This window comes from Rhizobium leguminosarum bv. viciae USDA 2370 (assembly GCF_002008365.1).
Taxonomy (GTDB): Bacteria; Pseudomonadota; Alphaproteobacteria; order Rhizobiales; family Rhizobiaceae; genus Rhizobium; species Rhizobium leguminosarum.
The window spans coordinates 162,135-183,624 of sequence record NZ_MRDL01000037.1 but is presented as its reverse complement, the minus strand read 5'-3'; the positions used below and the strand labels follow the sequence as shown (position 1 = coordinate 183,624).

Below are 21,490 nucleotides of genomic sequence, written 5' to 3'. Positions count from 1 at the left end.
AGCCCGAGATGTTCGCCGCGATCCTTCGGGAAAAAGACCTCACAAAGGACTTTCGCGCTCTACGCAAGAAACAGCCCGGCTGTAGATGCGACGCTACGCAGCGCCGTTAAACCGATGCCGCTTACGTTGAAGCTCACGTCCAGACTTCCTGGTTGTGAGAAGCTCCGATGTAGTCTCCATGGAGAAACTTCCATCGCTCGTCCATGGAAAGAAGATCACAGATTAGGACGGCGAGGGCAACGTCGGGCCGGAACAGCGGTTACGCAACAGCTCGGGCGCGCGCTGGATTTCGTCGATGATCACCCGGTCAAGACCGCGGACGAATCCGGCGGGATCGGACTGCGCAGCGGCGAGGGCCGTCTGGTCGTCCAGCGTGATGTAGCGGCGGCTCTCCTCATCCATCTTTCGCACGAGCGTGGTTTTGCCCGCCCGGCGAGGCCCGACGATCATCGTCGACAGAAGAAAAATTCGTCGCCCGATCCCTGCTAGCGAGCGAAAGCTCTCGCCTTCTTGGGGGCCGAGATACCGCTTTCCCGCTCAAGTTTTTTGCGAGCCAGCTTGCGGACACGCCTGATACCTTCGGCTTTTTCACGAGCACGTTTTTCGGAGGGTTTTTCAAAACGCTCCCGAAGTCTGGCCTCCCGGAAAACGCCCTCGCGCTGCAACTTCTTTTTCAAAAAACGGAGCGCTTGCTCAACGTTATTGTCACGTACCATAACTTGCATTCTAAACTCCCAAGGTCACTGACGCGCGCCTCATTAGATCTATGCACATTGATGATCAAGACTTGGAAGACAGTTTGTCTAGATTCTCTGTCGCAACCGCTTTCAAGAGCACGGTCGCAAATGGCTAGAGTAAGCTCTGCCCGCGATTGGCGGGTCAGAAGTTCATATCCTCTCAAGAGCTGGGTTTTGTCAGGCCGCTGCGCATGAGAAACGCCAACGGTGATTGGTCTCGTTGCGTAAGTTTCGGATGCAAGATCACAACCGAATCCGCCGGGATTTTCCTCTGACCTGAGAGTCCCCCTTCAGTTTTCGGGGATCAGGGCATGAACGTCCATTACAATCGCAGCTCCTGTCGGCGCGGCTGGCGGGTCTCATAAACCATATACTTGGATCGTTCGATACCGGCAGGCGCGGAACGTTGAAAGCGGCCACGATAGTGGTTAGGGCTCACTCCAATCGTTCGCGCAAAGGCGCGGCGCATCGCATTGACGTCGCTAAAGCCGCACATGGCGGCGATCTTCTGCAGCGGCTGGGCGGTATCTTCCAACAGACGGCGGGCAGCGTCGGTTCGCGCCGCCGTGACGAAATCCGCCGGCGTCATGCCGAGCTCGCGGCGGAACACCCGGGCGAAATTGCGTTTGCTCATGCCGATCTTCTGAGCCAGATCATCGACGGCGAGCGGAGCGTCGAGGTTTGCCAGCACATATTCCTGCGCCTTCTGGATCAGCGTCGTTTCCGACATCTGGCCGACGAGATGGGCGCTGAACTGCGATTGTCCGCCCGGACGCTTCATGAACATCACCATGTAGCGGGCAACGATCATCGCGACGTCGCGCCCGTGATCCTCTTCGACCAGCGAGAGCGCCAGATCGATGCCCGATGTGACGCCCGCAGCCGTTATGAGTGCACCGTCGCGAATATAGATCGCATCGGGATCGAGATCGATCGCCGGAAAGTCTCTGGCGAACTTGCCGGCACATTCCCAATGCGTCGTTACCTTTTTTCCGTCGAGCAGCCCCGCAGCCGCCAGCAGGAACACGCCGGTACAGATCGACCCGAAGCGCCGGACCGTCGGCACCCGCCGCTGCAGCCACGCGATAACCTCGGGATCGATCGTCTGGAACGACGGATCGCCAGCGACAAGCAGCGTGTCGATCGGCTCGTCCGGGTCGAAGATCGTCCGGTCGGCGAGGAACCGGAGTTTGCCCGTTCCGTTGACGGACGCCGCTCCTGTCGACATGATCTGTATGTCGTATGCATCCGTGTCGCCAAGCCTTCGGGCGGCTTCCCAGAAGACTTCGGCGGGACCGACGATATCCAGAGACTGGACCCCGGGCGGGGAAAGAATAACAACGCGCATTGCCTTGACCCCTGTTGCGATGCGGATCCGGAAACGCCCGCATGTTCAATCCATGCAATTAGCCTGCCAGCTTACGAAAGGCTGCGGCGGATCTGCCGGCTGTCGAGATGAAAATTCCGCTGTGCCGGTGCCTCGCCGGCCTCGATCCTCTGCCGGGCGGCACTGAGCAAGGCGGGGGCGTTACGCCTGGCGAAGGCGAGGCATTCGTCCGGCGAAGGCCTGGCGCCGAGCAATGTCCGCAGCGCAAGCCGGTGGACGAAACAGTGGCCGCCGTTGCCGGCGTCAAACTGCAGCGCGTCGATATCCTCGCGCCATGTCAGGTGCAACTCTTCCACCCTATGCCTCGAAACGCCGGAAGAACGTGCCCGTCAGCGATCCGAGCAGCGCCCAGAAGACGAGGCTGGTCATGGCTGCGGCGGCGATAAACTGATGTTCGAGCGCCTCCGGAGCCAGCGCATGCCGGCCCTCTGGCGCGGCTGGCGCACCGATCACATGCGGGGCCGCGATCAGCACGATGGCGGCGACCGCCGTCCATGGCTTCCTATGAAAGGCGATCAGGGCAAGGCCGCAAGCCGTCGCGGCCGCCGTCGCTATCCACCAGACCTGCCGGTCGACAAGCGGCGCGGATGGCGTGCCCGGCAGTTCGGGCGGCAATCCCAGCATCGGCGCGATCATCACGCAGGCAAAGCCCGCCAGTCCCCACATCAGCCCTTCGCGCCAGCCGAGGGCCTTGCCGCGCATCGAGATCAGCCCGGTCAGCGCCAGCGCATAGCCGATGGCAGTGAGAATATTGGCGGCCAGCGTGAAGGCCGTCCGCTCGACGCCGTCGGCCGGCTCCCAACCTCCCTCTTCATGGTCATGAGTGGCCATCGCCGCATGATCGTGCCCGGCGGGAATAGCGGCTGCGGCGCCTGCCGCCGGCAGTGCCTCACCCGCTTTCTCGTAGACTTCAGCCTTGGCGATGAGCTGGCTCGTGCAGAAGAACTGGACGGCCGTGACAGCGGTTCCGACGATACTGCCGACGAGCACCGCGGTGAAGACGATCGAGCGAAACAGCGACATTGTCATTCTCCTCTCAGTGGCACGGAAACGCGTTGGCGTGGCGCGTGTCATGCGCAGCATTGTGGACGATTTCGATATGCGAGAAGCCGACAAAGCCGACGATCATGAGGCCAAGGCAGGCGGCAATCGCCGACTGAAGCATCCTCGTGGCGGAAGCGGTGGCAACAGGTGCCGAGGATGAGACGATATAGGGCGTGGACATCGGAAAACCTTTCGACATGGCGCCTTTGGCGCCGATAACATGTTGACTGAAGGGCCAGCGCATAACCCCGAAAATCGGAATCGATTTCGGAAAGGATCATGCGCCAATTCAAAGTGATAGAACGTCCTTGGCGCGTCCTGCGGGACGCGCGGCGCTCTATGGTGATCAGGCCGCGAAGGCGGCCTTGATCTCGTCTGCGTCGATGACGCCGGATTTCGCCACGGCCTTTTCGAGGGCGGCCAGGAACTGGTCATAATAATTCCAGGAGGATCGATCGACTGGATGGGCCGCTTCCCAGGCGCTGATCGTGCTGATCAGCTCGTCGCGGAAGTCGTCCCATTCGAAGAAGCCGTCCTTGGCGAGCGCAAGCGCCATGCCGAAGGCCTTTCGCTCCCACTCGCTGCCGAAGCAGAGCGAGCCGTTCGCCCGCGGCGGGTTGTCGGTGCTGCCCATCATCTCGGTGACGGCGAAATGCTCGAATTGCGTCAGCATGTCCCCTCCTCACGCTGCCCTGGCGACGGCGACACCCATCATCGCTTCGGGCGTGACCAGGGCCTCGAGTTCCGCTTCGGAAAGCCCGTCCGTGCCGGCCGGGCGTACCGGCACGACGAACCAGCGGATCTGGGCGCTGGAATCCCAGACCTTGATCTCGACCGCATCGGGAACCGCCAGCCCGAACTCCGTCAGCACGGCGCGCGGCTCGCGGGCGGCACGGCTGCGGAAGGTCGGGTCCTTGTACCAGTAGGGCGGCAGGCCGAGCACCGGCCACGGATAGCAGGAGCAAAGCGTGCAGATGATGAGGTTATGGACATGGGGGGCGTTGGCCACCGCGCGCATGTGTTCGCCCTCGGCACCCGCCATGCCCTCGGGCAACTGAAGTTCGGCGATGGCCTTCGGCGTGTCGGCGACGAGCCTGTCCTTGAACGCCGGGTCGACCCAGGCGCGCGCGACGATCTTGGCGCCGTTGAACGGCCCCATCTTTGTCTCGAAGAAATCGAGGACTGTATCGACGGTTTTGTCGGTGATCACGCCCTTTTTGATCAGCAGGGCTTCCAGGGCTTTGACGCGGGCGGCGCTGTAGGCTTCCCGGTCCTGGCGATAGTGAAAACGGTCCATCATTGTTGTGGCTCCTTGACTGGAATGGCGGCGACTGGTGTGCGTCTCAGGCGGCCTTGGAGGCTTCGCCGGCTTCCGGTGCCTCGACATAGTGGGCGTAGAGATCGGCATAGAGGCTGAAATTCTTCTCGGCATTATCGGGCCAGAGGTCCCTCGGTTCGAAGCGAACGCAGTAGACCGGCATCGCCGCGCCGACGCCGTCGGGGCCGGTGTCGCAGAGATAGGTGTAAGCCCCGTCATAGACGGTCTCGATCGTTCCGAACTTGTTGCGGAGGAAACCGGGCAGCCTCGTATGCTCGACGGTCGGCACATCGCGGATCGCCACCGTATCGCCGACCTTGAATTCGAAGGTCACGCCGACGTCGCGCTTGGGGCTGTCGCCTTCGACTAGATATTGCACGACGCGCCGGTCGATCGCCTCATCGCCGGCCTCGTGCAGCGGCTTCGACGGCTCGTTGTAATATTCCTCCGTCAGCGCATCGAGCTCTTCTGCGGTGATATAGCCGTTGTCGATGAAGTATCCCGATATTCCGCCGAGCCACTTCTCGTAATAGCGAAACCTGAAATAATCGAACGGATTGAGGGACTCCGCCCCTTTCCTGAGGTCCGCCCAGGTCCAGATGGTCTTGAACGTCGATGGCGTCTCGGGAAGCGGAAGCTGCGGCGACAGCGCCATCATCGCCGTATGGATGCCGAAGATCCTGGTTTCCCAGACTTCGACGAAAACGCGCGTTTCGGTGCTCACGGGCCCCAGCCCCTCAAGGCCGCCAAGATAATGCTGAAGTTTCATGGGATCGTTCCTTTATGGTGAATGGTGACGATGACGCTCAGGCGGTCGCAGATTTCTTGCCGGCCAGAAGCTGGGTTCCGATTTCCGAGAGCAGGCCGAAGACGCCGCCGAGCAGCATCGCGGCCATGGCGACGAGGGTCGGATGATTGAGACCTGAGGTGACGATCGTCGTGTCCGTCGCCGCGCTGGTGCCGACGAGAGAGGCGAAGCCGAAGACGATCGCCGGCGGAAAGTTCAAGATCGGGATGGCCGAGGCCAGGATCATTGCTGAGGTGCCGGCGCCGACCAGGATCGCCGCAAAGATCGGGTGGGCCGGGCCATACTGGATGATCAGCAGCGTGATCGAGGCGATGCCGATGCCGGTCCAGTTGGAAACGATCGATTTGACCAGCCCCTGGTTTCCGCCGCCGCAGGCGAAGAACGACGCCCAGGCGATGAAGGTGACCCACACGGGAACGGGAAATATCGTCGCGGTGATATAGGTGTCGATGGCGCCGAGCACACCGAGGCTGATCATTGCGGCAACGAGCGGGGGCATGGGTCTGTCTCCTTGTTGAGGGGTTGGGCGGATGCGCATCAGGATGCCAGCGCGCGCTGCTGGCTGAGGCAGCTCATGAAGCCGTCTCGAAGCATCGCGTCGTCGAGGTTCCTGCCGATGAAGACGATTTCGTTGAGCCGCTTTTCCGATGGCCCCCAGGCCTTTCCGGGGCGTCCTTCAAGCGTCATGTGCACGCCGTGAAAGACATAGCGGCGCTGCTCGCCGTGGAGATTCAGCACGCCCTTCATGCGGAAGAGGTCCGTGCCGATCTCCTGAGCCAGGCGATTGAGCCAGACGTTCAGCGCCGCTGGATCGAGCGGGCCGAAGTCCTGGATCGCCACGCAACCGATGCTCTGGTCGTGCTCGTGTTCATGGTCCTTGAGAATATCGGGGTCGATAGACAGGATGTTCTTGAGGTCGAAGGCGCCGACGTCGAGCACCGCGGAGAGCTCGACCTTGCAATCCCTCGTCCGGATGATCCGGGCAAGCGGATTGATCCCGCGCAATTGCTGCTCGGTGGCGGCAAGGTCCTCGGCGCTCTCCAGGTCGATCTTGTTGAGCAGCAGCACGTCGGCAAAGCTGATCTGCTCCCTCGCCTCGTCCTGAGAGAGCTGTTGCTTCATATGGCGGGCATCGACGACGGTCACGATCGCATCAAGCTGCAGCCGCCTGGCGAGCGTTTCGTCGAGCAGGAAGGACTGGATAACCGGCGCCGGATCGGCAAGACCCGAAGTCTCGATGATGATGCGGTCGATTGGCCGTCCGGAGCGCAGCAGTTCGCCGATCGCGGCGATGAGATCGCCCCTGACAGTGCAGCAGATGCAGCCATTGTTCAGCTCGATGACCTCGTCCGCCGTCGGCACCACGAGCTTTCCATCGATGCCGACCTCCCCATATTCGTTGACGATCACCGCTACGCTCTCGTTTTCGATTGAGGTGAGCAGGTGATTGAGAAGCGTGGTCTTGCCGGTCCCGAGAAACCCGGTCAGAATTGTCGTCGCAAGCTTTGCCATGCCTCATCCCCTTGCCGTCCGAGCACGCCTCCGCCGTCTCGGCCAAATGACCGGGCTGAAAAGGCGGCTCCGCTGCTGTTTGCTGGTCTGATTACGCCGGAAGCGCCGATCAGACGAGGAGAATTACACTTGCAATACCGTCACGAGGCAAGAGACCTGATGTTTCATATTCGGCCAAATAAACCGCAGATTCTGCCAAAATGATGAGCTTTTTGATTTTTGATTAAAAACTGATCATACCGTCTAATTATTGATCTTATTGCCCCTTTCCCGATCATTGACAGGATGGGCATGAAAAACAGTCTGGTTTGCGCAGCTTTGGCGAGGGACGCCATGCGCAAGTTGGCTTTTCGAGGGCATTCTATTGTCGCCGGCGAAAGTGGTGCCGCTAGGGGTGGTCGGGTGACAGCGGATGGGCACCGAGCCGTTGGCGACTGCTTTGCGTTCCTGGAGGTTCTGGCGGGGAATTGGGCCGGCGCTGAGCATGCCACATTCGCTAAACTCCATGAAGCCAGTCAGCCCAGCGGCGCGATGAACAGAACTCAAGCGGTCGGGATATGGGTTCTGAATGGTGCCCTAAGGGCTTGACGGAGCGGCATTTCTCACAATAGCTTAGCCCTATTCACCAGGGGGGTCCCGCCAAGGGGCTGAGATACTGCTGGTCGGATCGGCTTTGGCCGCCCGAGGCGCAGTGACCCGTTGAACCTGATCCAGTTCATACTGGCGTAGGGACGGTGCGGGCGCTGCGGCAGCGAGGGCGGGTATCCGTCCTTCGGAATCCACGGCGTTTTTTCATCATTCCAACACTGGAACTGGGTCTCCAAACGTCAAAACTTGGAGCCTCGAACCATGAATATTGCAGCCACCAAACTCACTCCGGTCGTCACCACAGGTCCGCTTCCCGCCTCCGCGAAAGTCCTGAAAGCAGGCACCATTCATCCGGATATCCGCGTACCGATGCGTCAGATCGCACTGCACCCGACCTCTGGCGAACCGCCAGTCACTGTCTACGATTCTTCCGGTCCCTACACCGCAGAAGGTGCCGAAATCCGCATCGATGCAGGCCTGCCACGCCTGCGCGAAAGCTGGGTTCTTGCTCGCGGTGATGTTGAATCCTACGGGGGCCGCATCCTCAGGCCGGAGGATAACGGCTTTGTTTCAGGCGACAGGCTGACGCCGGAATTCCCCGTTCGCAGCCAGCCTTTCAAGGCGAAGGCGGGGAGGGCCGTTACCCAGCTCGCTTATGCGCGGGCCGGCATCGTCACGCCGGAAATGGAATTCATCGCCATTCGCGAAAACCTCGGCCGACAGGCGGCCAAGGAAGCTCTCATCCGCGACGGCGAAAGTTTTGGGGCCCATATCCCGGATTTCGTGACACCGGATTTCGTCCGTCGGGAAGTCGCGGAAGGCCGAGCGATCATTCCCGCCAATATCAACCATCCAGAATCCGAACCGATGATCATCGGCCGGAACTTCCTGGTGAAGATCAATGCCAATATCGGCAATTCGGCTGTCACCTCGTCCATGGCGGAAGAAGTGGAAAAGATGGTCTGGGCGATCCGCTGGGGTGCCGACACGGTCATGGACCTGTCGACCGGCCGAAACATCCACAATATCCGCGAATGGATCATCCGCAATTCGCCGGTGCCGATCGGTACCGTGCCGCTCTACCAGGCACTCGAAAAGGTGAACGGCATTGCCGAGGACCTCACCTGGGAGGTTTATCGCGATACGCTGATCGAACAGGCCGAGCAGGGCGTCGACTATTTCACCATCCATGCCGGCGTGCGGCTCGCCTATATCCCGCTGACCGTCAATCGCGTCACCGGCATCGTTTCCCGCGGCGGCTCGATCATGGCCAAGTGGTGTCTGCACCACCACAGGGAGAGTTTTCTTTACGAGCATTTCGAGGAGATCTGCGACATTTGCCGCGCTTACGACGTTTCCTTCTCGCTCGGTGATGGCCTGCGCCCGGGATCGATCGCTGATGCCAACGATGCGGCGCAGTTCGCAGAACTGGAAACGCTCGGCGAGTTAACGAAAATCGCCTGGGCGAAGGATTGCCAGGTGATGATCGAAGGTCCCGGCCATGTGCCGATGCACAAGATCAAGGAAAACATGGACAAGCAGCTCGCGGTTTGCGGCGAGGCGCCTTTTTATACGCTCGGACCGCTAACCACCGATATCGCGCCGGGCTATGACCACCTCACGTCCGGCATCGGGGCTGCGATGATCGGCTGGTTCGGCACCGCCATGCTCTGCTACGTGACGCCCAAGGAACATCTCGGCCTGCCGGACCGCAACGACGTCAAGGTGGGCGTCATCACCTATAAGATCGCGGCACATGCCGCCGATCTCGCCAAGGGCCATCCGGCGGCGCGGGTGCGCGACGATGCGTTGTCGCGCGCCCGTTTCGAGTTCCGATGGGAGGACCAGTTCAACCTCTCGCTCGATCCGGAAACCGCGCGTTCCTTCCACGACGAAACGCTGCCGAAGGAGGCGCATAAGGTGGCGCATTTCTGCTCCATGTGTGGCCCGAAATTCTGCTCGATGCGGATTTCGCACGATATCCGCGCCGAAGCGCAGAGGGAGGGGTTGCAAGCCATGGCCGCCAAATACCGCGATGGCGGCGATCTTTACATGCCGGTCGAAAACCTTCCGGGTAACGCATAATGTCTACCTTTCTCGTCAAAGGGGCCGGCGTTGCCGGCCTCGCGATGGCCCATGAGCTCGTCAGGCGGGGCTTTTCGGTCGAGGTGATCGAAAAAGCCGGCGCGGCGGGACTTGGCGCCTCGCATTTTGCTGGGGGAATGCTCGCGCCCTATTGCGAACGGGAGGCGGCCGAAGAGATTGTCCTGACATTGGGCCTGGGCGCGGCCGGATGGTGGGAGGAGGCCGTGCCCGGCGAGGTTCGTCGCCGCGGTACTCTGGTCGTGGCGCAGCCGCGTGACCTTCCGGATCTCGTCCGGTTTGCGGCGCGCACGACCGGTCATGTCTGGATCGATCGCAAGGGTGTGACCGACCTCGAACCTGCACTTGCCGGCCGCTTCGAAAAGGCTCTTTTCTTCCAGCAGGAAGCGCATCTCGATCCACGCCGCGCACTGGCCAGACTAGCCGGCAGGCTCCGCGAGCGTGGCGTCGTCTTCCATTTCGGCGGACACGAGCCGCAAGACCGGCGATTTGCCGGCGTGCTCGACTGCACCGGGCCAGCGGCGATACCGCGACTTTCCGGCATGCGCGGCGTGCGAGGCGAAATGCTCTATCTGGAAACTGCGGATGTGACGCTTTCCAGGCCGATCAGGATGCTGCATCCACGCCATCCGATCTATATCGTGCCCCGCGACGATCACCGTTTCATGGTCGGGGCGACGATGATCGAGGCCGAAGATGACGGACCGATTACCGCCCGTTCGCTCATGGAATTCCTGAACGCGGCCTATACGCTGCATCCGGCGTTTGGCGAGGCACGCGTTGTCGAGACCGGGACTGGCATACGTCCGGCGTTTGCCAACAACATTCCGCAAGTAATCGAAACAGAGGAGGGGCTCGCCATCGCCGGCATGCATCGGCATGGCTTCCTGTTGGCCCCCGCCTTGGCTGTGCGGGCCGCCGATATTCTCCTCGCGCGACATTCACGTCTGAAAGGCTAACCCCATGAAACTGATCATCAATGGCGAAACCCAGGTCTGCGAGGCCGTAACCCTGGCCGAACTTCTTCATGTTCTGGAATACGAGGGCGACTGGTTGGCAACCGCCGTCAACGGAGATCTCGTGCATCGCGAGGACCGAGCCGATCACCGGCTGGACGATGGTGACCGTATCGAAATCCTGTCCCCGATGCAGGGAGGTTGATCCATGCTTTCTCTTTATGATGCTGCACTGTCTTCGCGGCTTCTGCTCGGTACCGCGCGTTATCCTTCGCCGGCCGTCCTAGCCGAGGCGGTGAGCCGGTCCGGCGCGGAGATTGTCACGGTCTCGCTTCGCCGCGAAACGGCCGGCGGAAAGACGGGGGGAGCCTTCTTCGAATTCATCCGCCAGCTCGCGGTGCACGTCCTGCCCAACACCGCGGGATGTCACAGTGCGTCGGAGGCGATCCTGACCGCCAAGATGGCGCGCGAAGTATTTGGTACCGACTGGATCAAGCTCGAGGTGATCGGCCATCACGACAGTCTCCAGCCGGATGTGTTCGAACTGGTCGAAGCCGCACGCATTCTTTGTTCGGAAGGGTTTTGCGTATTTCCCTATACGACGGACGATCTGGTGGTCGGTGAAAAACTGGTCTCCGTCGGATGTCGGGTCTTGATGCCCTGGTGCGCGCCGATCGGTTCTGCGGCCGGTCCGCGCAACCCTTCCGCGCTCAAGGCAATGCGGAGCGCCTTTCCGGACATCCCGCTGATCGTGGATGCGGGGATCGGGAGGCCGTCGCATGCGGCAACGGTGATGGAATTCGGCTACGACGCGATGCTGCTCAATACCGCGGTCGCCGTCGCAGGCGATCCGCCTGCCATGGCCGAGGCGTTTGGCAAGGCGATCGAGGCCGGAAGGCTCGCTTATCTTTCCGGCATGCTGGAGCCGCGCGACATGGCGGTACCGTCCACCCCGGTTGTCGGAAAGGGCGTTTTCGCATGAGGCTCGATCCCTTCTATCTCATCGTCGACAGTTCCGAATGGATCGAACGTCTCGTGCCGCTGGGCGTCAAACTGGTGCAACTGCGCGTGAAGGATCGCCCGGACGAGATCCTGCGCCAGGAAATCCGTCGTACCAAGGCCGTTTGCGCAGCGGCGAATTGCCAGCTGGTTGTCAACGACTACTGGAAACTGGCGATCGACGAGGGATGCGATTTCATCCATCTGGGCCAGGAGGATCTGGTGGAAGCCGACCTTGATGCTATTCGCAGAGCCGGCCTCAAACTCGGTCTTTCCACACATGACGAGACGGAGCTCGAAACGGCGTTGGCTGCGAAACCTGACTATGTGGCGCTCGGCCCGATCTATCCCACCGTTCTCAAGCAGATGAAATGGGCGCCGCAAGGTCTGGAACGGATCACGGATTGGAAGAAGCGTGTCGCACCCTTGCCGCTGGTGGCCATCGGAGGCTTGAATGTGGACAGGCTACAGGGCGTATTCGACGCGAGCGCTGACACCGTGGCGGTTGTCACCGACATCACCTTGAACGCCGATCCCGAAGCGCGGACGCGCGAATGGATCGATCGCACGGCACCGTGGCGTTATTGAGGGTACCACCACGCTTCCGTCGTGCGCTCTGCAGGAAGTCCACGTTGTTTTTGGCGCAGTATCCCGATATCGACGTGGAAATTAGCGTTGATGAGGGCCTGACCGGTATCGCAGCCGCGGCCGCAGGCGTAATCCGCCTTAGTAGCGTCTGTTGAGGTGGCTTTGTCCAATGCAAGCGGTGCAACCGACGCCGCTTCGCGAATCCGCTATTCATCCAATATGGCGGCTCAGGGCCGGTGCGCCGGCGCCAGTCTGGAGGTCTTTTCCGAATGGATTTCCGGCCACTTGCTATTCGGCGCCGGTGCAGTGCCAATCGCCGAAATGGACACCACGATCGCCGTTACCGCCGAGAAAAGCACGAGTGCATAGGTCATAGCTTTTGATCCTTTGAGGTTGGTTCCCAGCCATCCCGGCCGCAAACTGCTCTGGGAGGATGAATCAAAGGCTAATCAACATGGTTAAGCGCACGGATTTTTTCCCGCTTAGGGACAGAGCTCTGGATGAAACTTCCATCGCCACGGTCTTCGGGACCTTTGGCTTGCCGCGAGTTCCATTTTAAGCGCGATTGTCGGCCGCGGTTATTGGCGAAGTGATCGCAGCCGTTTGCGGATGATCAGAGAGTGGTTCGGAGGAAACATGGCCTGGAGAGACGTTCTGTTATCTTTTTAGGGCCAGTTCATAGCGCGATAACTTGGCCCATCAATCGCCAGCACCGCGATAACGGTGGCGAGAGAGATTTTTTAGGAGACGTACATTGAAAGGCATCACATGACCCAGCATGACGATTACCGCATCGAGCCCCGCGTCCCGGGCATCGACGATTACCTGCGCCTGCGATACCTGTCGGGCCTCAGCCCCTTTTCGAAAGAGGCGGCCGAAAGGGGGCTGCCCAACTCGATCTTTGGTGTCTGCCTGATGAGCGGCGACGCGGTAATTGGCATGGGTCGCATCATCGGCGACGGAGGCTGCTTCTTTCAAGTCACCGACGTCGCGATCATGCCCGAACACCAGGGCAGGGGGCTTGGCAAGATGATCATGGCTGCGCTGACGAACCATATCGAGAACCAGTTGCCAAAGACGGCCTATGTCAGTCTGATCGCCGACGTCCCGGCGAACCGCCTGTACCGACAGTTCGGTTTCGCTGAAACCGCGCCGCGCTCGGTCGGGATGGCGAGGAAAGTTGCCTGACGACAGGCCGTCCGGCGAGCCTTCCCGTCTTCTGCCGGCAGGCTTAGACGCGCAAATCCGCCGGGCGGCAATCATGGGATAAACCTCTCGATGTTCCACGACCATTCAAGACGGCCACGATGACCGACCGCGCAGCCGCGCTTTCTCGCATAGTTAAAAACAGAACAAGGATAGCTGCGACGATCTGGCGGCCAGATGAGGGGGGTGGCCATTCGAGGCAAATCGTCGGTGAGAGAGACGCATGAATCAAGTTTTATCGATGTGTTTCAACCCATTTTAAATTGATGAGCTCATAGCAGTTTCACTTCGTCACGGTGGTATTGATGCGTCGTATTGTCGAAAAGTCTATTTTAACTGGACTGCTTTCAGTGTTCGCCTCGCTGGCACTTTCGTTCATCATTGTTCCACTGTTGGGCGGACAAGTGGCAGGCGCTGGCCTATTCATGACGATTTTTTGCCCGCTGGCGATATCGATCCCGGCTTCGGCGCTGCATTTTACTCAGTCGGAAAAAGTCCGACGCGCTGAAGCTGCGACAAAAGAGGCTTTGAACAAGCTCGCGGACGCTTATGACGCCCTTCGCGTCCAATCTCGCACGGATGGCCTGACGGGCACCCTCACTCGCAGCGCCTTCCTTGAAGAGCTAGACGCGACCAGTCAACACGGTGTATCCGGCGCCTTGCTGTTTCTGGACCTCGACTATTTCAAGTCGATCAACGACCGATATGGTCATGCAACGGGCGATGAAGCACTCCACTGCACCGGTCTTATCCTCGCCCGCTACCAAGGGCAGTCAGGGTTCGCAGGACGCCTCGGGGGCGAAGAGTTCGGTCTGTTTCAACGCAATTTGACTCCTGCCGAGATGCTTATACGTAGCGAGGAAATCCGGGACGAGGTCGCGCGTATTGATCTGCGATCTCCTTCGGGTTCGAAAGTGCTAATCTCGGCGAGTATCGGTGTGTTTCATTGCCGGCCGGGGTTTCATCCACACTCTTGTTTGAAAGCCGCGGACGAAAACCTTTATCAGGCTAAAGCCTCGGGTAGAAACATGGTGATCGGGTAGCTGTCGAGCATATGTCCGAGGACCTTTCCACGATCACAGCTAGTGCTGAGAGTCCGAGAACCGGATATTCATGAATCGCTTGGGACACTCGGCCCCGGCGGGGCGCTGGGCGGCGCACATCGTGACGCGGACCGCGAACCAGCAAAAAGCTATTGATCCAGCGTTGATCCTGGATTGACATTGCGCGGCCATCCTTTGCCGCCCTGACGGACATCTCGTCATACTGACAAATGTGCTACTGAGTAGCAAATTAGGTTCAAAGGAGTTAAACCTATGAGTGTCAAATCGTCGATCTCGCTGACCGACCAGCAGGATGCGTTTGCCCGTTCGTTGGTGGAGAGCGGCCGGTATGCCAGCCTGAGCTCCGTTCTTCAGCAGGGCCTAGAACTGCTTCGCCAAAAGACGGAAACCGAGACCGTCGAAACGGCAGCGCTTCGCGAATTGGTTCAGCGGCGATTGAATGGACCTATGATTACTGCGACGGAAATGGAAAGCCGCGTCTCGGCAATGATTGAGCGGAAGCGACGGGTTCGTGTGGACTCTTGAATATTCTGAGGATGCCGAACGCGATTTCGAGTTGATCTTCGATCATCTGTTCGGCGCCTATGTCGAACTCGGGGACTCGCCTGACGAGGCGGTGGAGCGTACCGCTGAACGGATCCACAAACTGCGTGTCAAAATCGATCGTCTCGCCGATACGCCTTATATCGGGACTCTGCGGCCCGATATTCATCCCGGGATCCGGTTTCTTCAGCGGGACAAGGCAGCTATTTGGTTTCTACCGGTAGAAGATAGCCGCAAAATCATTGCCGCGGCAATTTTCTACAGCGCGCAGGACTACATCAGAAATATGCTCGCACGTATGCTGGCCCGATAAGGTCCCTACAGCCCTGTAGCTTTTACTCCCTGATTTCAATTGAAGCGCTAAGCTGAACACCCAGCCGGCAATTTTGACCGCTTGGGGAGGGCCCTTAAAGCCCAGACGCTTGGTGAGGTTGCTGCGGAAGCGGCCGCGCCGCCGCTGACGTTTGCGCGTCAACTCAGCCGAAGTGTGCCCCTGCTGTTTTTCAACGTAGCGCTCCTCGACATCGCCCGAGGAGGGCAAGGCCGGCGCGCAGCAAATGGCCGGTCAAGTTGCGTTCCTATTCATGGTCCGAGGGATGGAGCCCGAAGCATTTGATTGGTTCGATCACGATGCCAGGGGAACTTGCTCCAGTCCTCGATCGCTCCGTGACTCGCCGGAAACAGATTTTCGCGAACTGCCTCGAAGTCGGAGATCATCTCGGGTGCGCCTCAATTCCATTAAGGCACGGCAATCTGCTTATCCACTCAGAGAGGCACGAGCGTGCAGTCATGCGTGTTGAGATCGCTTTAAGTGACAGTCGGCTTGTCCACCAGCTTCTCGACCAATCGCCTGAGTTCCGACGGCGTCGTTTGACCAGCCACCACTTCATAATAGCCGATCCCGGCGCGTCGTAGCGCCTCCTTCTTTACCGCGTCACGCGCGGCCGTGGCTCCTTGATGGTGCGCTCCGCCCTGGTATTCGATGACGTCCGCGGTTGGCAGTTGCCGTCCACGAGGAGCAGGTCGACACGTTTGGAGTTGATGCAACTGTAGGCCTCCGGATCGGCACTTCGGAGGATCTCGCCCATTGAAACCTGCGCCATCACCTGCCAGGAGGAATTGCAGCCGATCACGACGCTGTCGAGCTCCCAAAACACCCGGGCTTCGCTTTTGTTCAGCAATGGTTGAATCGTGAAATTCGAGCGCATCACGATACGCAGTTGATCCGCAGCATCGACCGGTCGCAATCGCTCCGCAACTGGCGTCTGAAGCCAGGGCCTCGGTACGATGCGCTCGTTCCGGCGCCGGTTCTCCCAGCGTGATCTGCTTCTCTGCCGCCACGCCTGTTTGTTCATCGTGGCGAGGAACTGCTCAACGGCCATTCCGATGATAATGCCGACAAACAGTGCGGCGACTAACAGTTCCGGCTTTTCGAAGTCTGCAATCGTTATACCGCTCGAAGCGCCGGCTGCGGCAGCTCCGATGATCAGCCAAGGTGCTGCGAACAGCACCGACCTTTGGCGATATTGCATGCCCCTCTCCGGATTTCCCGCCAAGATAGTATTACGCTTTTACGATGCGCGAAAAGCTATCCAAAAGAATGAGGGCGCGCACGCATGAAGCTTCCCCCGAGGAACCGATATTGGCTCTAGCGGTCAGTTAACATCCGCCTCGGCGCAGGACGTTCCTACGTCCCTGGCACAAGCAGCGGCGCGGGCGGAGATTTCTGCGGAGGAACTGAACCTGACGCCCTCCGCCGTCGACGGCTTCCAGCCCTTGGCCGTAATCAGCACCCGAAGCCTAGGTCGAGAAAGGCGGAAGAAGCAATTTTCCTGCCAGCCCGTCGGGTTGGCTTCAAGATCAAACGAGACTTTCTCGGATTTAGTATCGAACCGTAAGCTCAATGGATCAGCCTCAAATGCAAGTCTAAGTCAAAGCGTCGTGAAACTGAACACCTCTGGCGCCTTGCAGCGGTTCAGGGCATCCTATGATGGCTGAAAATTGTGTTTATGGCAGTTGGAGGAAGACCGATGCGCTGCTTTACCGTGCTTGGACCCTCGCAGACCGGAAAATCGACAGTCGTGGAAAAGCTCGGCTCCTTGGAGGGGGCGCCGAAAAAATCCAGCTCCCCCTACGGATTGAACCTCACGGAATTCACCTTCGGAAACGAGGCGTGGTGTGCGCTGGATGCGCCAGGACCCAACGAAGCGTTGGCGCATGCGCAGCACGCGCTTCTTGCCAGCGACGCCTGCATCCTGTGCGTTTCATCGGCACCCGAGGAGGCTGTGCTCGCCGCGCCCTATCTGCGGATAGTCGAAGCCTCGGAGACGCCGTGCATCCTCTTCGTCAACCGGATGGACGAACCGAGAGGGCGGCTGAGGGACGTGATCGCCGCGCTTCAAGACTACGCCAACCACACGCTTTTGCTTCGCCAGATCCCGATCCGCGAGGGAGACAGGATCATAGGCAGTTGCGATCTGATTTCGGAACGGGCGTGGCGCTACCGGGAAGGCCAGACTTCGGCGCTGATCGCAATCCCCGAAAGCGCCGCCGAGCGCGAGCACGAAGCGCGCACCGAGCTCCTGGAACACCTGTCCGAATTTGATGACTGGCTTCTCGAGGAACTGATCGAGGATCGCGAGCCGCCCAGCGACGCGCTCTATGCCATTTCATCACGGGTTCTCAGGGAAAACAGAATTATCCCGGTCCTGATCGGTGCTGCAAGTCACGGCAACGGCATGACGAGGCTGATGAAGGCGCTGCGCCACGAGGCGCCGCCGTTAGGGGTTCTTCGGCAGCGTCTCGCTCATACGGGAACTGTCGATGAAGGCAAGCTGGTGGCCGTGAGCTTCCATGCCTATCATCGCCAGAATGTCGGCAAGACGGTGCTCGTGCGCGCACTTGGCGAGGGACTGCGGCAAGGCGCATCACTGGGCGGCTCCAACCTCGGCGCCGTACAAAATCTCGCAAACGGGCGGTCCAATTCGGCGGTTCTGCCTGCGCCGGGGGATGTCTTCGCGACGGTCAAGTCCGACCACCTGCCCGTCCCTTCGCTATTGACCTCCGGAGCGGTGGTCGCCCCGCCTGAGTGGACGGATCCACCCACGCCGATGCTTGAAAGGATCCTAATTCCGGGCAGCGAGCGCGATGAAAACAAACTTTCCGAAACGCTGGCGAAGCTTTCCCAGACGGATCGCGGTCTGAAAGTCTTGCAGGAGGAAGGCACGGGCGCTCAACTCGTGCGCGCCCAAGGGCCGGTCCATCTGCGTGATCTCTGCCGAACGCTGTCCGATGTCTTTCATATCTCCGTGACCGACCGAACGCCCAGCCCAGTCTACCGCGAGACGATCACGAAACCGTCGGAGGTTCACTACCGCCATCGCAAACAGACCGGCGGTGCCGGGCAATTCGCGGATGTGAAGTTGAGCATTCACCCCAACGAGCGCGGCCAGGGCTTCACCTTTGGCGAAACCATCAAGGGCGGCGCCGTTCCGCGCAATTACATCCCCGCCGTCGAAGCGGGCGCGCGCGAAGCGATGGAGAAAGGACCGCTAGGCTTCGAAGTCATCGATGTCGGCGTAACGCTGTTAGATGGTCAGCACCATACCGTCGACAGTTCGGAACACGCCTTCCGGACTGCATCGAAAATGGGAGTGCGACAGGCGCTTTCCGAAGGGTCGACCGTCTTGATGCAGCCGGTCTTTCGCAGCGAGTTCCACATCCCGTCGGTCTATTCAGGCAGCCTTGTCCAGATCGTCGCCGCTCTCAACGGTCAGGTTCTCGGTTTCGACCGTGATGAAACCGCCAAGGGATGGGACATCTTCCGGGCGCTCGTTCCGGGCGGCGCGCTTAACGATCTGGCGCGGGCGCTGCGCTCGGCGACGCAGGGCATTGGTTATTTTTCCAAGACCTTCGATCACTTCGAGGAACTATACGGCAAGGAAGCGGACGCCATTGTGAGGGCAAACGAGAAACCAGGCACCGCACACTGAAACGTTCGCGCCACTTCATGCTCGTTCACACAGCCGGGCTCACGTCCGCCCTTGCTCGCGATTGTTGATGTAAACTTGGGCCTGTCTTTCCGAGAGGGTAAGCCAATCCTCGTAAGCGGCAGGATCAGGCGCAAGGGCTTCGGTCGTCCGCGCCATGGCATTTTTCGCTTCGTGGAAATTGCTGTACCACCCGGCACCCACCGCTGCCGCAATGCCTGCACCAAGTGCCGATGCCTCATTGGAGAGGCTGCGATGGACAGGAAGCCCTGTAGCATCTGAAACCATTTTTCTCCACAGCACACTCGAAGCTCCGCCGCCGATCACGAAAATTCGCTCGGCTACGAGCCCCGTGGCCCTCATCTCCTGCAAGCTCCTTGCAAATTCGAGCGTGATCGCTTCAAGGGATGCGCGATAGAGATGACCCATTCCGTGATCCGGCCCGAAGCCAGTAAAACTCGCCCGCGCATTTTCATCCCAGTAGGGATCCATACAGCCCATCAGATATGGGCACACCGTCAGCCCGTCAGAGCCGACAGGCAGGCGCATGGCTTCCGCCTCTAGTCGTTGAAAAACCGCCACATCCGTGCGTCCGCCAGCGAAATTATCGAGCAGCCAGTTCACGAAAAAAGCACCGCCCCGCTGTACGCTTTCCAGAACATAGCCGTCGCCAGTGGGAGATACCAGCGTGCGCCAATGTCCGCTCAATTCCGGCGTGGCTGACCAGAGGCCACCCACGACCGCTGTTCCGAGATTAAGATAGACTGTCCCCGGTTCGATCGCGCCTACGCCAAGAGCGGCGCAATGACCATCTCCGCCGGCAGCAAAGATTGGCGTGCCTGGTTTCAGGCCCGTCTGCGCAGCGGCTTCCTGGGAGATAGAGCCGATTCTGGAGGCGGGCGGATTGAGCGGCGGAAGCTTGGCCTCGTCGATCATGAGGTGGCCGAGGATCGTCTTCGACCAGGTTTTACTGACGATATCGAAAATTCCGAACGGATCGGCGCTTGTCCATGTCGCCTGCGGCGTGCCGCTCAGCTGCATCGTCAAGTAGTCATGCACGGACAGAATATAAGCCGCCTTATCGAGCAACTCCGGCTGATTGGCACGCATCCAGCGCAGGCGATAGACGCAAGGAATAACATCGACCGGCTTTCCGGATATGCCGTGCAGAACATCCGCGCCCAATTCGTCAGCAAGGAGGGCGGGCATGTCCCGCGCACGCCGGTCGAGCCAAACCGTGGCGGGCGCCAGCGGACGTCGCTGGTCGTCCAGCAATGCCATTGTCTCGCGCTGATTGGAAATCGCTATGCCATCGATGCGGTCGGGGTCGGTAGCTCCGGCTACAGCTTTCAAGGCAGTGATCGCTGCGCTCCACCATTCGTCGGGATCCTGTTCTGCGCGGTGGGCGTCAGGCGTTATCAGCGTGTGCGGCGCACGCCCTTCGAAACAAGGCTGACCGTCTTTCGACCAGGCAATGGCCTTCACCGATTGCGTCGATGAATCGATCCCTATGACATAACGTTCCTCCGACTGCATTAAAGCGGCTCCTCTCCGCTGAGTGATCCGCGATACCTCGGTACGAACCGATGTGATGCGGGTGGGTCCATTGAATACCTCCACAGGCAGCGGCCCTTCGCCACCGCTTGTGATTGTCAAACCCCCAACAAGGCCTCTCCCGTGGCCATGTCTGTGACGAAATGCGTCGCGTAACCGCCTTCGAGTGTTGCGGTAATGGCCTCTATCTTGCCGGCCCCACCTGCCACGCAAATCCTATTGGGCGTCTGAATAAGCTCTTCGAGTGCGATTCCGACCATTCGTTCATCGTGCTCGCCGCCTACCGCGCGACCGTGCGCATCGATAAACCGACCGATGATAACCGCGACCGCACCATGTTCGACATATGTGTCGATTTCCCTTTGGCTTGCGATCCCGGACGCTCGCACGGTGCTTTTAGGGCCGACATCGCCGACACCAAACAAAATGCGGTTTGTCGAGTGTATGAGGTCGAACTGTTTTTTCAGGACTGGTTCGTCGAGCAGCATCGCCCTGAGTTCCTTGGTCGATAGAATGGCCGGCGCCAGAAGGTTGACGCAACGCGCGCCAATACGGCTCGACAGTAGCGAGGTGCACAATTCGGGCGAGAAATCCGGCTCGCCCGTCGAACTTCCCGAGACCTGGACCACGGTGAGATTGGAGAGCGGTTCAGGAAGTGAAATCTGATCGGCGACCGAAAGCACGGTGCGCCCCCAAGCCACCCCAATTACATCTCCCGTCGTCACCTGGTCGGCCAGAACACGGGCTCCGGCGTCCCCCAACCGACGCACGAGGTCGCCATTTCCGGTCGAGGGGATGACCAGCGCGCCTTCAAGGCCAAATTTTTCCTTCAATGCACGGGCGATCTTTGTCCGTCCGCTCGCATAGGTGCTGATCCGGATGGAGACAATGCCACGGCTGCGCGCCTCTTGAAGGTAATTGACGACTGTTGCGCGGGAGACGTTGAGCGTTTTGGCGATTTCGCTCTGGGTCATCTCGTCGGCGTAATAGAGCCATGCGGCCCAATTGACGGCGTCGTCGAACTCCGTGGGCAGGGTGACGCCTGCGTCCAGCATGTGTTTCCTCAGTGTTTCCTTGTTTCCACCTTATCTGAT

Annotated in this window: 23 protein-coding genes, 4 pseudogenes and 1 riboswitch; of the genes and pseudogenes, 10 read left to right on the top strand and 17 right to left on the bottom strand. The window is 59.9% G+C overall.

Features of this window, described 5'->3' with window-relative positions; all coding sequences use genetic code 11:
• Positions 1–264: 264 nt before the first annotated feature.
• From BS629_RS19940 to BS629_RS19890, 11 genes and pseudogenes are all read right to left on the bottom strand, one after another.
• Positions 265–450 (bottom strand): annotated as a pseudogene (locus tag BS629_RS19940) (AAA family ATPase); the annotation flags it as partial.
• Positions 451–485: 35 nt separating this feature from the next.
• On the bottom strand, positions 486–725 hold the full coding sequence (rpsU, locus tag BS629_RS19935) for a 30S ribosomal protein S21 (protein ID WP_018245362.1): 240 nt from the start codon (positions 723–725) through the stop codon (positions 486–488).
• A gap of 334 nt (positions 726–1,059) precedes the next feature.
• Entirely contained in the window at positions 1,060–2,085 is a 1,026-nt protein-coding gene (locus BS629_RS19930) for a GlxA family transcriptional regulator (protein ID WP_018245361.1), read from the bottom strand.
• Positions 2,086–2,156: 71 nt separating this feature from the next.
• Complete coding sequence (locus BS629_RS19925) at positions 2,157–2,420, bottom strand: hypothetical protein (RefSeq protein ID WP_032981250.1); 264 nt, start codon at positions 2,418–2,420, stop codon at positions 2,157–2,159.
• A 1-nt stretch (position 2,421) separates the two neighbouring features.
• Entirely contained in the window at positions 2,422–3,147 is a 726-nt protein-coding gene (locus BS629_RS19920) for a CbtA family protein (protein ID WP_018245359.1), read from the bottom strand.
• A 13-nt stretch (positions 3,148–3,160) separates the two neighbouring features.
• A complete protein-coding gene (locus BS629_RS39865; RefSeq protein WP_026188663.1) occupies positions 3,161–3,349 on the bottom strand; it encodes a CbtB domain-containing protein in 189 nt (62 codons plus the stop codon).
• Positions 3,350–3,514: 165 nt separating this feature from the next.
• Positions 3,515–3,841 carry a nitrile hydratase accessory protein gene (locus tag BS629_RS19910; protein ID WP_018245357.1) on the bottom strand — a complete coding sequence of 109 codons (327 nt, stop codon included), beginning with the start codon at positions 3,839–3,841 and terminating at the stop codon, positions 3,515–3,517.
• A gap of 9 nt (positions 3,842–3,850) precedes the next feature.
• The gene (gene nthA / locus BS629_RS19905; RefSeq protein ID WP_077988351.1) at positions 3,851–4,468 is read right to left on the bottom strand and encodes a nitrile hydratase subunit alpha; all 618 of its coding nucleotides are present in this window, start codon (positions 4,466–4,468) and stop codon (positions 3,851–3,853) included.
• Between the two features lie 43 nt (positions 4,469–4,511).
• Positions 4,512–5,255 (bottom strand): nitrile hydratase subunit beta, encoded by a 744-nt coding sequence (gene nthB / locus BS629_RS19900; RefSeq protein ID WP_018245355.1) that lies wholly within the window; start codon positions 5,253–5,255, stop codon positions 4,512–4,514.
• A gap of 37 nt (positions 5,256–5,292) precedes the next feature.
• Positions 5,293–5,793 carry a DUF1097 domain-containing protein gene (locus tag BS629_RS19895; protein WP_018245354.1) on the bottom strand — a complete coding sequence of 167 codons (501 nt, stop codon included), beginning with the start codon at positions 5,791–5,793 and terminating at the stop codon, positions 5,293–5,295.
• 38 nt (positions 5,794–5,831) lie between these two features.
• Positions 5,832–6,806: a CobW family GTP-binding protein gene (locus BS629_RS19890; protein ID WP_018245353.1), complete on the bottom strand. Its 975-nt coding sequence runs from the start codon at positions 6,804–6,806 to the stop codon at positions 5,832–5,834.
• A gap of 617 nt (positions 6,807–7,423) precedes the next feature.
• A riboswitch (TPP riboswitch) is annotated at positions 7,424–7,556 on the top strand.
• 99 nt (positions 7,557–7,655) lie between these two features.
• Between BS629_RS19890 and thiC the strand changes: the two genes are divergently transcribed.
• Genes thiC through BS629_RS19860 form a run of 5 tightly spaced genes read left to right on the top strand, consistent with a single transcriptional unit; the run spans position 7,656 to position 12,040 of the window.
• Entirely contained in the window at positions 7,656–9,479 is a 1,824-nt protein-coding gene (gene thiC, locus BS629_RS19880) for a phosphomethylpyrimidine synthase ThiC (protein ID WP_018245351.1), read from the top strand.
• Positions 9,479–10,456, top strand: a complete 978-nt coding sequence (thiO, locus tag BS629_RS19875) for a glycine oxidase ThiO (protein WP_018245350.1) — start codon at positions 9,479–9,481, stop codon at positions 10,454–10,456. Before thiC ends, thiO begins: the two co-directional genes overlap by 1 nt.
• A 4-nt stretch (positions 10,457–10,460) precedes the next feature.
• Positions 10,461–10,658, top strand: coding sequence for a sulfur carrier protein ThiS (gene thiS / locus BS629_RS19870; protein ID WP_018245349.1), 198 nt, complete (start codon positions 10,461–10,463; stop codon positions 10,656–10,658).
• A gap of 3 nt (positions 10,659–10,661) precedes the next feature.
• On the top strand, positions 10,662–11,435 hold the full coding sequence (locus tag BS629_RS19865; protein ID WP_018245348.1) for a thiazole synthase: 774 nt from the start codon (positions 10,662–10,664) through the stop codon (positions 11,433–11,435).
• Positions 11,432–12,040 carry a thiamine phosphate synthase gene (locus tag BS629_RS19860; RefSeq protein ID WP_018245347.1) on the top strand — a complete coding sequence of 203 codons (609 nt, stop codon included), beginning with the start codon at positions 11,432–11,434 and terminating at the stop codon, positions 12,038–12,040. The genes BS629_RS19865 and BS629_RS19860 overlap by 4 nt, the downstream gene beginning before the upstream one ends.
• A gap of 227 nt (positions 12,041–12,267) precedes the next feature.
• Here BS629_RS19860 and BS629_RS38945 read toward each other — a convergent pair whose 3' ends face one another.
• Positions 12,268–12,414 (bottom strand): hypothetical protein, encoded by a 147-nt coding sequence (locus tag BS629_RS38945; RefSeq protein ID WP_155256962.1) that lies wholly within the window; start codon positions 12,412–12,414, stop codon positions 12,268–12,270.
• Between the two features lie 394 nt (positions 12,415–12,808).
• Between BS629_RS38945 and BS629_RS19850 the strand changes: the two genes are divergently transcribed.
• The 4 genes from BS629_RS19850 to BS629_RS19835 all read left to right on the top strand — a co-directional run bounded on the left by BS629_RS19850 (position 12,809) and on the right by BS629_RS19835 (position 15,166).
• Entirely contained in the window at positions 12,809–13,228 is a 420-nt protein-coding gene (locus BS629_RS19850; RefSeq protein ID WP_018245344.1) for a GNAT family N-acetyltransferase, read from the top strand.
• A 323-nt stretch (positions 13,229–13,551) separates the two neighbouring features.
• Positions 13,552–14,289: a GGDEF domain-containing protein gene (locus BS629_RS19845; protein WP_018245343.1), complete on the top strand. Its 738-nt coding sequence runs from the start codon at positions 13,552–13,554 to the stop codon at positions 14,287–14,289.
• A gap of 273 nt (positions 14,290–14,562) precedes the next feature.
• On the top strand, positions 14,563–14,835 hold the full coding sequence (locus BS629_RS19840; RefSeq protein ID WP_018245342.1) for a type II toxin-antitoxin system ParD family antitoxin: 273 nt from the start codon (positions 14,563–14,565) through the stop codon (positions 14,833–14,835).
• Positions 14,822–15,166 (top strand): type II toxin-antitoxin system RelE/ParE family toxin, encoded by a 345-nt coding sequence (locus tag BS629_RS19835; RefSeq protein WP_018245341.1) that lies wholly within the window; start codon positions 14,822–14,824, stop codon positions 15,164–15,166. The genes BS629_RS19840 and BS629_RS19835 overlap by 14 nt, the downstream gene beginning before the upstream one ends.
• 99 nt (positions 15,167–15,265) lie before the next feature.
• On the opposite strand, the pseudogene BS629_RS39860 reads toward BS629_RS19835, so the two are convergent.
• From BS629_RS39860 to BS629_RS19830, 3 pseudogenes are all read right to left on the bottom strand, one after another.
• Positions 15,266–15,419, bottom strand: a pseudogene (locus BS629_RS39860) (integrase); the annotation flags it as partial.
• 43 nt (positions 15,420–15,462) lie between these two features.
• Positions 15,463–15,570, bottom strand: a pseudogene (locus tag BS629_RS40550) (PGN_0703 family putative restriction endonuclease); the annotation flags it as partial.
• A gap of 90 nt (positions 15,571–15,660) precedes the next feature.
• Positions 15,661–16,385, bottom strand: a pseudogene (locus BS629_RS19830) (DUF2726 domain-containing protein).
• 498 nt (positions 16,386–16,883) lie between these two features.
• Here BS629_RS19830 and BS629_RS19825 point away from each other — a divergent pair.
• A complete protein-coding gene (locus BS629_RS19825; protein ID WP_018245340.1) occupies positions 16,884–18,845 on the top strand; it encodes an elongation factor G in 1,962 nt (653 codons plus the stop codon).
• A 39-nt stretch (positions 18,846–18,884) separates the two neighbouring features.
• Here BS629_RS19825 and BS629_RS19820 read toward each other — a convergent pair whose 3' ends face one another.
• Complete coding sequence (locus tag BS629_RS19820) at positions 18,885–20,378, bottom strand: xylulokinase (RefSeq protein ID WP_018245339.1); 1,494 nt, start codon at positions 20,376–20,378, stop codon at positions 18,885–18,887.
• Positions 20,379–20,494: 116 nt separating this feature from the next.
• Positions 20,495–21,451, bottom strand: a complete 957-nt coding sequence (locus tag BS629_RS19815) for a sugar-binding transcriptional regulator (RefSeq protein ID WP_018245338.1) — start codon at positions 21,449–21,451, stop codon at positions 20,495–20,497.
• Between the last annotated feature and the right edge of the window lie 39 nt (positions 21,452–21,490).

Excerpts from the sequence above, each read along its gene's own strand:
- nthB (WP_018245355.1), bottom strand. The coding sequence starts at position 5,255 with ATGAAACTTCAGCATTATCTTGGCGGCCTTGAGGGGCTGGGGCCCGTG.
- nthA (WP_077988351.1), bottom strand. The coding sequence starts at position 4,468 with ATGATGGACCGTTTTCACTATCGCCAGGACCGGGAAGCCTACAGCGCC.
- BS629_RS19845 (WP_018245343.1), top strand. The coding sequence starts at position 13,552 with ATGCGTCGTATTGTCGAAAAGTCTATTTTAACTGGACTGCTTTCAGTG.
- BS629_RS19860 (WP_018245347.1), top strand. The coding sequence starts at position 11,432 with ATGAGGCTCGATCCCTTCTATCTCATCGTCGACAGTTCCGAATGGATC.
- BS629_RS19920 (WP_018245359.1), bottom strand. The coding sequence starts at position 3,147 with ATGTCGCTGTTTCGCTCGATCGTCTTCACCGCGGTGCTCGTCGGCAGT.
- BS629_RS19850 (WP_018245344.1), top strand. The coding sequence starts at position 12,809 with ATGACCCAGCATGACGATTACCGCATCGAGCCCCGCGTCCCGGGCATC.
- thiO (WP_018245350.1), top strand. The coding sequence starts at position 9,479 with ATGTCTACCTTTCTCGTCAAAGGGGCCGGCGTTGCCGGCCTCGCGATG.
- BS629_RS19815 (WP_018245338.1), bottom strand. The coding sequence starts at position 21,451 with ATGCTGGACGCAGGCGTCACCCTGCCCACGGAGTTCGACGACGCCGTC.
- BS629_RS19910 (WP_018245357.1), bottom strand. The coding sequence starts at position 3,841 with ATGCTGACGCAATTCGAGCATTTCGCCGTCACCGAGATGATGGGCAGC.
- BS629_RS19895 (WP_018245354.1), bottom strand. The coding sequence starts at position 5,793 with ATGCCCCCGCTCGTTGCCGCAATGATCAGCCTCGGTGTGCTCGGCGCC.
- BS629_RS19930 (WP_018245361.1), bottom strand. The coding sequence starts at position 2,085 with ATGCGCGTTGTTATTCTTTCCCCGCCCGGGGTCCAGTCTCTGGATATC.
- BS629_RS19840 (WP_018245342.1), top strand. The coding sequence starts at position 14,563 with ATGAGTGTCAAATCGTCGATCTCGCTGACCGACCAGCAGGATGCGTTT.
- BS629_RS19825 (WP_018245340.1), top strand. The coding sequence starts at position 16,884 with ATGCGCTGCTTTACCGTGCTTGGACCCTCGCAGACCGGAAAATCGACA.
- rpsU (WP_018245362.1), bottom strand. The coding sequence starts at position 725 with ATGCAAGTTATGGTACGTGACAATAACGTTGAGCAAGCGCTCCGTTTT.
- BS629_RS38945 (WP_155256962.1), bottom strand. The coding sequence starts at position 12,414 with ATGACCTATGCACTCGTGCTTTTCTCGGCGGTAACGGCGATCGTGGTG.
- thiC (WP_018245351.1), top strand. The coding sequence starts at position 7,656 with ATGAATATTGCAGCCACCAAACTCACTCCGGTCGTCACCACAGGTCCG.
- BS629_RS39865 (WP_026188663.1), bottom strand. The coding sequence starts at position 3,349 with ATGTCCACGCCCTATATCGTCTCATCCTCGGCACCTGTTGCCACCGCT.
- BS629_RS19820 (WP_018245339.1), bottom strand. The coding sequence starts at position 20,378 with ATGCAGTCGGAGGAACGTTATGTCATAGGGATCGATTCATCGACGCAA.
- thiS (WP_018245349.1), top strand. The coding sequence starts at position 10,461 with ATGAAACTGATCATCAATGGCGAAACCCAGGTCTGCGAGGCCGTAACC.
- BS629_RS19865 (WP_018245348.1), top strand. The coding sequence starts at position 10,662 with ATGCTTTCTCTTTATGATGCTGCACTGTCTTCGCGGCTTCTGCTCGGT.
- BS629_RS19890 (WP_018245353.1), bottom strand. The coding sequence starts at position 6,806 with ATGGCAAAGCTTGCGACGACAATTCTGACCGGGTTTCTCGGGACCGGC.